A 12214-nucleotide genomic window follows, 5' to 3' on the forward strand; every position below is an offset into this window, starting at 1 on the left:
CAGGAGTTGGAGGAATGTTAAGTGTTGTTTCAGTGGCGGGAAGGCGATCGCTTTTTTGCCATGGTGTGGTAGAATAGCCAGGTATGTGATTTTAGCTACTCAAGGTAGTGAAAGCAGTCATAGTTAAGGAGGAATAATTTTCGTGGTATAATTTGTAACAGCTATTCTGACTAGCTATATAATCAAGAAAGACTATAACCAGTTTATGTAGAATCATAAAATGTAACAAATGATCCACAAATTAACTGAATCTAACATTGCTGAATGTCAAGCTAAGTTTAATCTTAGTTATCACGTTTCTTTTGCTCACATATGCCAAAATCTAGTTGGTTTTGAAGGTAAAGATGTTCTGGAAGTGGGAGGGAGCTTACCAGAAGAGTTTGTGTTTAATTATCTAGGTGTTAAATCTTGGTCAGCCATAGAAACTCCAGATTACGAAAAGTCCCTAAAGGAAGCTGGAGGACTATCTCATAAAGGAACAATTATTCCTCATCTTAGAGATACTTCTAATTTAGGCTTTCAGAATAGAAGAGTAGACAAATATAACTTTTTCTTGGAAAATATAGAAAATCTTCCCCAGGAATACTATGGAAAGTACGATCTAATTTTTTCTATTGCAACTTTCGAGCATATTCATAAATTACCTGCTGCTTTGGATAAAATGTTTCTGTCCTTGAAACCAGGTGGGCAGTTATTTTCCATGTTTTCACCTATCTGGTCAGCTTATGACGGCCATCATTTGCCCAAAATAACTGACCAAGCAGGTAAAGTTTTTAACTTTGGTAATTCACCTATCCCACCTTGGGGACACTTATTGATGAGACCTCCTGAATTATGTCGTTACTTATATCAACATACGGACAAAGAAACAGCAGACTTAATGGTTTATTATGTTTATAATTCACCTCATATTAATCGTTATTTTACAGAAGATTATTTAGAATTTGTTAAAGCCAGTAAATTCCAAAGTAAGCAAATACAATTAATATTTAAAATACCCATTGATAAAGAAACTGAATTATCCTTAAAAAATTTATACCCAAAACATAGTCAATTCACCAACAATGGATTATTGCTAATTCTTGAAAGACCAAAGATTAAGTTGGAAAATCAGCCCCTGAAACCATATCAAACTAAACAGCAACATCAAAGTAAACAGGAACAAAAAATTATGAATTATTCTAAAGTGACTGATACTAGACCTAAAAATAATTATAATCGAGTATTAGGTGAATTAGAAAAAGCCCAAGAATTATTTAAGCAAGGCAAATTTAAAGAAGCAGCGCAATTATATAAAGAATTAATTACTAATCACTCTGATTTACTCAAGAGTGGAATGGGTATTAACCTAGCCCATAGTATTATTTTGTCTGTAGATTGGTCTGAAGTTTCAAAAAACTTACCTTCAGGTATAAATTATTTAGAATCATCAGGCTGGCTCAAGTCTTTAGCGACTGGCGTTCCTATCAATTTTGATTCGCAACCTATTCCTTGGTACACCTATCCGGCGATAGAGTTTATAGAAAACAAGATTTCATCAGATTTTAAAGTTTTTGAATACGGCAGCGGGCAATCAACATTGTGGTGGGCTGAAAGAGTATTAAAGGTAATTTCGGTTGAAAGCGATCGCAATTGGTTTTCTTATATTCAAGAAAAAATGCCTAAAAATGTAGAATTAAGTCTCAGCGCTCAAGAAGAAGAATACGCAGCCGAAATCAGTAGATATTCAAATAACTACTTTGACGTAATTATTATAGATGGTAAGAATAGAAATAAATGTGTAGAATTAAGCTTAAGCAAGCTGAAAGATACGGGGTTTATTATTTTTGACAATACTGATGATTACAGCTACGATCGAGGAATCGAGTTCTTGGCATTTAATGGATATAAAAGAATAGATTTCTACGGCACCATCGCGGGCTACACTGACAAAAACTGTACTTCAGTATTTTTTAAAGATACTCAGTTATTAGAGAGAGGAGAATTACCGAGCGAGAAGGAGTCTTGTTTGGGACCTGCCTGTTTTCAAGTGACTCATCCTAGACCTAAAAATAATTATACAAGTATGGATAAGAAATGGCAGTTAAATAGACCAGTGTGCTTAATCCTATTCAATAGACCGGAGACCACAGAGAAAGTCTTTGAAGCAATACGGGAGGTTAAACCTCCTAAGTTATTTGTTATTGCCGATGGCCCGCGTCCAGAAAAAACTGGGGAAGCTGAGAAATGTGCGGCAGCGAGGGCTATCATTAATCGCGTTGACTGGGATTGCGAAGTTTTCACTAACTATTCTACGGTGAATTTAGGGGTAAGGAAACGAATATCGAGCGGTTTGACATGGCTATTTAACAATGTAGAGGAAGCCATTGTTTTAGAAGATGATTGTTTACCCCACCCCACATTCTTTCGCTTTTGTCAGGAATTGTTAGAACGATATCGCGACGACGAGCGAGTAATGTTTATTTCGGGTGACAATTTTCAGTTTGGACAAAATCAAACTGAATATAGTTACTATTTTTCTTACTATGCCCATTGTTGGGGTTGGGCAAGTTGGCGACGGGCGTGGCAGAAGTATGATAGTGAAATGAGCTTGTGGCCACAGGTAAAAAATGCTGATTTGCTTTCTAACATTTTACAAGATAATGATGCCCAAAGATTTTGGTCTAATATTTTTCAACAGGTTTACGAAGAATGTAACTCTTGGGCTTATGTTTGGCAATTTACTTGCTTAGTTAATAATGGTCTAAGCATTATTCCAAATGCTAACTTAGTTTCTAATATTGGCTTTACTTCTGATGCTTCCCATACCAGAGACGTAGGAAGTAAATTGGCGAATATGCCCACAGAAGCCATGAATTTTCCTCTCAAACATCCTCCATTTATAATCCGCAATACTAAAGCAGATAATTTTACCGAAAAAACTATTTTCGGTGGTAAAGCTTCTCAGCAAAAACCGCAAGAATCTAAAGAAATTTTAATAGAAGAAGCTGTTAAAGAATTAAATGCTAACAACAATCAACAGGCTTTGATGTTGTTTGAAGAAGCGATCGTTAGTTTTCCAGACAGGTTGTATATTAACTATGGGAAAGCAGTTGCTCTAGCTAAACTAGGACAACCCAATCAAGCCGTCGGCATCCTGGAACGTTTGTTAGCTGTCATACCTGACCACAGAAAAGCTAAATTGTTACTGCAAGAAATTAGACCTGGAAAAGTGGGAGATTTAATGCAACAAGCGGTTCAGGCGATCAATAATGATGAAGTGGTTCTAGCTTTTAATTTATTGAACCAAGCAAAATCATTAAAGCAACCAACAGTAGGACTAGATTATTTACGGGCTACCTGCTTCATCAAAATGAATCAACCAGCAGCAGCGTGGCAATCTTTATATGAAGAACTACGATATTTCCCAAATAATACTGAAGCTCAAAATCTTCGCAACCAAATTCAGGAACAATACCCGCAAATCCTTTCAAGCCGGGTAGGAGATACAGAATTTCAGGAATTATTGGGATTAATCCGTCCCTACACTATGTTAAGCGAAGCACGCTTATATTCTTTGTTCTGTTTAACAAAGCGTGTATGCTTAGAAAACATTCCGGGTAACTTTGCCGAATGTGGCGTGGCGGCTGGAGGTTCCACTGCATTAATGGCTGCAGTTATCAAACGATATACCAAACAACCCCGTTGGTTATATGCTTTTGATTCTTTTGAAGGGATGCCTAGCCCCACAGCAGAAGATAAGTCTTGTGGCGTGTCTGCTGAGTTAACGGGTTGGGGAACAGGAACTTGTGCGGCTCCAGAAGCTAGTACGCGAGAAATTTGTTCTAAACTGGGGGTGGGAAATCTTGTACAAACTGTGAAAGGGTATTTCCAAGATACTCTGCCCATTATGCGAAACAGAGTCGGTATGCTTGCTCTTTTGCACATGGATGGTGATTGGTACGAATCGACAAAAGCAATTCTCCACAACTTATACGATCGCGTTTCTGATAATGGGTTCATCCAAGTAGATGACTACGGTCACTGGGAAGGTTGCCGCCAGGCATTCCATGAATTTGAAAGCGATCGCCAACTTAAGTTTAACATTAACCCAATTGATGGTACAGGGGTTTGGTTCCAGTGTCCCAACAAGTACCCGGTCAATCCAGTATTTCAACCTTTGTTGGTGGAAGAGTTTAAGGAAGACGATCCGGTGGTATATGGAATTCAAAGTCAAATGTCGCGCAACGAGCGCTTTCAACTGTACTATTCCCTACGCCAACTGCTGCCAGAAACGTCATCTCCTTTACGGTTTATTGAAATTGGGTCTTTTGCTGGCAGTTCCTTATTTTTAAATTACAGGGCATTGAAGCGGTCTCATACTGAAATACAAGGTTTTGCGATCGAGCCGGGACTACATCCACAGTTGCAACAAGTTCTCCAACAGTTGCAAAATGAAGTTACTCACCTACGGATGTTTTCTCACCAAGCTGTAGATCAACTGAGACAACTGTGCGAGATAGATGGTAATTTTCCGCCTTTTATCTTTGTAGATGGCGATCATACTTATGAAGGAGTACGACAAGATATTGCCAATTACTTTACCATCCTAGCACCAGGTGGAATCATGGTTTTTCACGACTATTTACCCCCTCTTAATGAGGAAAATCGTGAGGCTATCTTGTTTCATCATGGCGGCAAGGAACCGGGCATCAGGCAAGCCTGTCAGGAATTAATGGAAGATGAATATGGTTGCGAAAAGATTGAAATTCCATTATTATATCCGACAGACCCAACCCAAAGTCAAGCTTATTTGCCGATTATTCCACGAGTATTTTCGACAGTCAAAGTCTATCGCAAACCTTATAATTAAATTTTCAAAGTATGGAACCTATTAAAGTCCTTCATATCATTCCCTGGCTATGCAATGGTGGTGCTTCTCGCGCCACTATTGCAACGGCTAAATATTCCTTGAAACTAGCTAATTTTCAACACAGTGTAGCTTCTCTAACTGAAGCCGATCCATTTATGGCTGACATGGCTATAAAAGAAGGGCTGAGTGTGGTCAATACAACCAAGCGAGAAGAAATTTGTTCGGAAATGGAAAAAGCAGATATCGTACATATTCATTATTGGAATAATCCCCAAATGTGCGAGTTTCTGCGCTCGGAATTGCCCGCAACGCGCTTATTAATTTGGTTTCATATTGCCGGAGAACACCCACCGCAAGTTATTACTAGGGATTTAGTAGATTATGCAGATTTTGCCATACCTTGCAATCCCTACTCGCGCAAACTGCCAGTATTCGAGAACTTACCCCCCGAAGTGAAATTAAAAAAAGTGGGTATGGTTTATGATGCTGCCGATTTTGCTAGAGTTGCTGACGTGCAGCCCAAACCACACGATACCTTTAATGTTGGCTACATAGGTAGTGTCAGTTTTAGCAAAATGCACCGCAATTATGTCTCAATGAGTGCGGCTGCTAACATTCCTCATGTGAAGTTTGTAGTATGTGGCGGAGGTATTCACAACTTCTTGAAACAAGAAGCGGAGCAACTCGGTGCTTCGGAAAAATTTAATTTCCGTGGCTTTGTTGAAGATATCAAATCAGAAATAGAAAAGTTTGATGTTTATGGGTATCCTCTTTGCGAAGATACTTATGCAGCGGCTGAATTAAATTTGCAGGAAGTCATGTATGGGGGAGTGCCACCTGTAGTATTTCCTCATGGTGGCATCAGAAGTTTGGTCATGAATAATTATACAGGTTTAGTGGTTGATAGCGAATTAGAATATAGCCAAGCACTTGAATATTTATATCATCATCCAGAAGAACGATCTAGATTGGGAGATAACGCCAGAGAGTATGCCAAGCAAATTTTTGGTGCTGAAAATGCTGCCAAGCAACTCAATCCCATTTACGAAAAACTAATGGAATTACCTAAGCAAACTAGGCAGTGGGGGTTTCCCAGAGAATATAGTTTGCTGGATAAACCTGTTTCTATTTTAGATGTAGTGGGAGTTGACCAGAAGTTTTTAGGATCCCAGTTATTTGTCGAATCTATTGATGAAATAGTTACTGATTTTAGCATCAGTATGACATCACAAAACATTCAAAGGCTATTTAAGGCAGAAAAAAATATTGCCCAATCTTCAACATTGCTTTCCAGAGGTGAGGGGAGTTTTTATCAATATGCAGATCATTACCCAGAAGATGGTTATTTAAGATTATGGCGCGGATTAGTTATGCACGCTCTTAGTCTCAATCAACAGGCAATTTCAGAATTTGCGGCAGCTATTGAGAACGGATGCAATCATTGGCGTGTGTTTTGGTATTTAGCACAGGTAGCAGCCACAATAGACGCTCTGGATTTAGCCCAACGCGCTTTATTTGATGTCTTAAATTTTGCACCCGATTTTGCACCTGCCCAACAAATGCTGCAAGGCATAGAAGCTGCTATATCAGAGCAATCTCAGGCACTTGATCACCTCAATCTTAAAGATATTAACTTAATTGTCTTTCCAGATTGGAATCAACCAGAAGATTCTGTGGCGGAAGATTTGGCTCAAGTCATTAAGGCGATCGCCACTCATCCAGATAAAAGTCAGATGTGTCTTTTGATAGACAATAGCAACATTTCCGATGAGCAGGCAGATATAGCCCTATCTAGCATAATTATGGGTCTTCTTATGGAGGAAGATTTACAGGTTGAAGGGGGACCAGAGATTCAATTGTTAGGAAAGTTAACTAAAACGCAGTGGGTATCTTTGATAAATTGTTTGGATGCTAAAATCACGCTGGAGTCTGAGAATAAAGAAATAACTCAACAAGTTTCACTAGAAGGTATCCAAGAGTTCCAAATTGATTATATTAAACATTGTCAAGCAGTTGAGCTAGAGAATGGTACTTGGGAACTCTTCAAACTTAGTAATCTGAATTTTATCATTTTCCCCGACTGGTCACAACCAGAAGAAACTGTCGGATTGGAATTACAAGCCGTGATTAAAACCCTGGTTAATCATCCCGATAAAGCCGAGATGACCCTATTGATAGATAACAGCAACATTACCCCAGAAGAGGCTGATTTAGTGTTATCTAGTGTGGCTATGAACTTGTTAATGGAGGAGGAAATAGAATTTGATGGCGGGCCGGAAATTGTGTTAATTGGCGAGTTGAGTCCCATGCAGTGGTCGGCTTTAATGTCTAAGTTACAGGGTCGGATTAAATTAGACCATGAAAATCAGGAAGTAATTAATAACCTAAAGGCTGATATTATTCCGGTAGTTGAACCGGATAATAATTAATAATTAATAATTAATAATTAATAATTAATAATTAATTGTAGGGGCGGGTTCCGCTGTTAATTACTTCTTCCCCACGACCATATTAATAAACCCGCCCTACCCTTTCTTTGAGAAACCGGGTTTCTTGACCTCTGGGGGAGAAAGCTGGTTTCTTGAACAGGATATGGCAGCGGTGCGTCTACGATATGTGTAATAATTAATAATTAATTGTAGGGGCGGGTTCTGCTGTCAATTATCAATTCCCCACGACTATATTCATAAACCCGCCCCACCGTTTCGGCTGAGAAACCCGGTTTCTTCACCAGTTGATATGATGTTGGGTTTCACTGCGTTTCACCCAACCTACGGTTTGTAAGAGTTTAGCCACAACTACGGTTTGTAAGAGTTTAGCCACAACGTTCTAACAGCACATATAAAAATGGGTCTAGGGTGTCTAATAACTCCTTAATTTCATCCCTGGCTTTTTCCTGGCTAACAGGTTCTAGGGTAATGGGGTCTATGGGTCGAATTTGCTGCCACCGCTGCACTAACTCCTCAACAGTGCAAACCCTCTCCCACAGTGGCAATAAACAAGCTGCTATGCCACTATCCAGATGAATTGGTAGAAAAACAGGTAACCTGATATACTTGCTAATTTCAAAGGGTTTGTGGTTGGTAATGCAATTAATTAAATCTTCCCGGGACTGGGGGTTAGCTAACTGAGGATGTAGGCTGACTCTGGCGGTTTCCCAGTCCGAATCACTCCATTCCGACACCGGGATAAAATCTTTACCCTGGTGAGGATGACCACACCAAAAATCTAATAAACGGTGCATGGGTTGCAGGAGTTCAAATAAATGTAACCTGTCTTCGGTAGACATTTCCGCTAAACCCAACCCGATAAAAACAGGTAAATCATCTTCATCCTTAAACAAATCCATAATTTCCCAATGTCGCCAATTTAACATACTGATAAACTCTAAATCAGCAGCTTTCAAAGCCGCAAAAACATCCGGGATAGTGAAACCTTTATCACCCAGCAATAGATGATTACTTAAAATATACTGTTCTGATTCAGCATTTTTTGTATCCCAGGTTTGCCGTTTAAGCAATACCTGGTCTTTCAGAGATTTCATGGTTTCTCGCGCCATTTCCATCTGCATTTCTCCGGGTTGTTCATCCATTAACCCAATCATTTTAAAAAATTCCTGGGATTTAAAATAGTTTTGGCGTTGGAAAGCACTGTGTAGATTGGTTCTAATAATACCATCGGGTTTCAGCACCGATTTCATGGCTTGCAACCCTTCTACGATATCCGGTAGTAAGTAGAGAACTTCATCGTTATTGATATAGTCAAACTCTAAACCTAAGCTGGGTAGTTCCTCAATATACATGGCATGAAATTCGGCATTTTCTATGCCATGATATTTCAATCTATCGCGGGAGGCTTCTACGGACTTTTCGGAGATGTCAATACCCACGATTTTCGCACCGGGATTAGCTAATGCTAATGCCAACGCCTTATATCCACTACCACAGCCAGCATCTAAAATAACTTTACCTTCGGTTTGAATAACCTGTTGGTTTCTTAGATAATAGGGAGTCAGCAAGTTATGAATATAAAGGTGTTGATAATCAGTCTTGGGGGATTCCTCTACAGGGACTTTAGGATACTGGTTAAAGTCGAACTGCTCGCGAATTTTTCGTTGTAGGTCTGATTCATTTATGGTTGACATTGAGGTTGAATCTCCATATAATTTAACTGAGGGCTATAATAGCGTATATGCTAACAACTGCCACGGTCAATATACCGCTGCCACATTTCCTGATAGGCTTTTTCCATATCGCGGGTAAACTGCTTGCCATTCCACAAAGGAGCAGTCCGCTTGGACTTGTGTAGTTTCCAGGAGATATCCTGGCGCAGGCTTTCATCGGTTCCCAGACGAACCCCCCACTCCACATATTCCTCATCAGTCCAAGCAATACCCTCGGTGATGCCAGCATTCATCATCATGGTGTAGCTATTGCGGGCTGCAAACTGTTCCCCCACCCTAGTCACTAGAGGAATACCCATCCACAGGGTTTCCATGGTGGTGGTTGCACCGTTGTAGGGGTAGCTATCCAGCACCACATCTGCAATGGCTAAATCAGCGCGATGGGTTTGCTCCAGCAATACTGAACCTGTCAGTCGCAACTGTTCTCGACTAACTCCCTGTTCTTCTGCTAACTCAAAAAACAGACCGGCGATGGATTGCTCTTTATCGAATCCCTTAATTATCAGATAGCTGTTGGGTACTTGTTTCAGAATTTGCATTTGCAGTTGGGCTAGTTCTGGGTTGTATTTCGGCCCCCTTTGGGCGGTAAAATAAACAATGGCATTTTCGGGAATATTGATATCCTGTCTTCGCAAACTGGGAATGCCGACCTCGAAGCCATCCACGGCTACATAGGTTTGAGGTAGTCGCCAGATGGTTTCTGAGTAATAATCCTGGGCATTTTCTGGTAAAACATAGGGGTCGGCAATAAAATAGTCAACGGTGGGTATAGCAGAGGCATCCCATCCTAACCAGGTGACTTGTACTGGTGCGGGTTTAAGTGCCATAATGGCGCAGGTATTCGTCAATGTCAGGCTATCTAAATCAATGAGAATATCAATCTGGTCTTCAGAAATTTGCTCGGCAACTTCTGTGCTTACCATTCCATATTGATAAGACTTGGTGGCTTGTTCTATATACCAGTTTTGCAGAGCATCTTGTCTATTTTCCGCCCCAATCATATAGGCATAAATTTCAAATTTATCGCGATCGTGATGTTTAAATAACCAGCGAGATATCCAACCCACAGAATGCCGCCGGAAACAATAAGATATATAACCAATCTTTAGGGTTTTATTGGTGGCTCCTTGATGGCGTTTCTGTAAATTCCGGGCTTGATATGTGGCGATATTTTTTGCCAGAGCAGTTTCTAAGTTGGCTTGGCAAATTTTAGCAACTTGGGCTTTTCTCTGTGAGTTAAAATCAGGGCAGTCTCTCACATAAGGAAAGAAAAAGTTGGTATTATATAATTGCATAACCCCAGTCCCCAAGTTTAGGGGCGGGTCTTTCAGCATAGCATCCAGCAATGATTCCTGATGTTTTACCACCTCTCGCACTTGCTTTGTGCATCCCCCCTGAGACATCAGACCACTGATCATAAAATTGCTATCCAGGGCTTGCTGATCTGGGGATTCAGTGAGATCATAGGAACGTCTGGCATATTCAATGCCATGGTCATACTCGGTTAATTGAATACAAAACTGAGCCAAAGCCCTCAGCAACTCTTGATGATTCGGTGCCAGGTTCAACAATAACTCTCCATAGCCCTTGGCTATACCTGTTTCACCAAAGGAATAGGCAATATCATATAATAGGGGGATTAGGCTAGTGACAAACTCCGGTTGCTCACCAATATGGTTAATCACCGCCTCTCCCAATTCCAGAGATAGGGGATTAATTGCATCTACAACTAAGAGTTTTTTCCACAGGTGCAGGAGTAAATCTGGATTGACATTGATAGACCCCTGTTGCAGTAAGGGAACAAGTCCATATTCTGCGATCTCATTTCCGGTATAGGTTTTCAGGGTAATTGACAAATCAATTAACTTTAATATATTATCAATATCATGGGGATTTATTTCTAAAATGTGTTGGCGAATCCCCCAAGCCACGGAATAGTCTTCGGCGACGGTTCGTGCGTCTGCTTCTGATGAGAGAACCTCTACTAAATCCATCGTCCACTGGTCAATCTGTTCTGGGTCTCCATCACTCATCGCCACCAGCCAGGTGGTCTGGGCTTCTTCCTCCCGCTCCTGTAGCAGTAGGGTTAGCCCCAGTTTCCAGTAATTATGTTTATAGTCGGGATTGAGATTGATGGCTTGTTCGTATAAAGTAGCTGCTTGTTGATAATCCCTTTTATGCAAGCAAATATCAGCTTCTGCTGATAAACTCTTATGCTTTTCCGATATCTGATTATCAACCATAGTCCTAGCCATAAACTCAATGAACTATTATAAAACAAAATAGGTAGCACTAATGTACTACCTATTTTCCATAACTTCAACTGGTATCAGTTGTCTTGTTTCATCATCAACAAGGGCAATACAGTTATTGCTTCAACAGTCCGACCGTATGCCATCCCTAAATGCTATAGTTGACGATGGGGTTAAACACCCTAGCTGACTCCATCTTAAACCTAAACTGCTAGACTATCTATTTAACTGCTCTAAAACCACCACAGTCATCATCACCCGCAGCAAAGCTTGCTGCGGTGCCTGCATCGGGCGCTTCGCACAGTTGAGCCAAAGTGGTACTTTCTCCTCCTACTGTGTCACCTACCCAGACCAGACCACCAAAGTCCCTGAGATTAGCAGCACCGTTGGCATTAACCACCGCACCAACAGTAGCATTAGCAAGTAGATTATAAGTGTAGTTTGCTGTAGCGCTGCTGATACCCAAACCCAATTGAGTTAAATCGGTAGTAAACTCGCCAGCTTCCATCAAACGTGCTTGTTGAGCCCGGTTGATGGAACCAACGTATGTTCTGGCTTCGGACTCCCTGGCTTTGTTAGCTTGGTTTAAGAAGGAAGGCAGAGCGATCGCCGACAAAATACCGATAATGATGATTACAACTAACAGTTCGATTAAGGTGAAACCACCGTCTCTTTTTTTCTGAGAGATATGTTGCAGGAATTTGGCTTTAAGTTCAGTCTTCATAATTCGTTCTCCTCGGGGTGAAAGAGGTTATTTGTTTTCTGTAGTTCTAACTTACCCACCTCGATCGCAAATCATATCACCTGCCGCAAAATTTTTTTTAATTTCTTCCGGAAAATCGTGTATCGCCCTCCCAGTGGGGAATACCGACTAAGGCGGTTAGGGTGGCTGGGTGTCAGACTCTATGGCCTTCGGGTGTAAGGCGG

The 12214-nt window shown here is 40.6% G+C and carries 5 protein-coding genes; 2 read left to right on the forward strand and 3 right to left on the reverse strand.

The genetic code is table 11. The annotated features are described in order from the left end of the window. Window positions 1–229: 229 nt before the first annotated feature. The gene (locus NLZ44_RS12565) at window positions 230–4852 is read left to right on the forward strand and encodes a TylF/MycF/NovP-related O-methyltransferase (protein WP_493749994.1); all 4623 of its coding nucleotides are present in this window, start codon (window positions 230–232) and stop codon (window positions 4850–4852) included. Between the two features lie 11 nt (window positions 4853–4863). After that, complete coding sequence (locus NLZ44_RS12570; protein ID WP_493749995.1) at window positions 4864–7281, forward strand: glycosyltransferase; 2418 nt, start codon at window positions 4864–4866, stop codon at window positions 7279–7281. Between the two features lie 386 nt (window positions 7282–7667). On the opposite strand, the gene NLZ44_RS12575 is transcribed toward NLZ44_RS12570, so the two are convergent. From NLZ44_RS12575 to NLZ44_RS12585, 3 genes are all read right to left on the reverse strand, one after another. Continuing rightward, entirely contained in the window at window positions 7668–8996 is a 1329-nt protein-coding gene (locus NLZ44_RS12575) for a class I SAM-dependent methyltransferase (RefSeq protein ID WP_493749996.1), read from the reverse strand. Window positions 8997–9046: 50 nt separating this feature from the next. Further along, window positions 9047–11278, reverse strand: coding sequence for an O-linked N-acetylglucosamine transferase, SPINDLY family protein (locus NLZ44_RS12580; RefSeq protein ID WP_493752992.1), 2232 nt, complete (start codon window positions 11276–11278; stop codon window positions 9047–9049). Between the two features lie 229 nt (window positions 11279–11507). Next, complete coding sequence (locus NLZ44_RS12585) at window positions 11508–12011, reverse strand: type IV pilin-like G/H family protein (protein ID WP_493749997.1); 504 nt, start codon at window positions 12009–12011, stop codon at window positions 11508–11510. Between the last annotated feature and the right edge of the window lie 203 nt (window positions 12012–12214).

Source organism: Arthrospira sp. PCC 9901, from assembly GCF_059013425.1.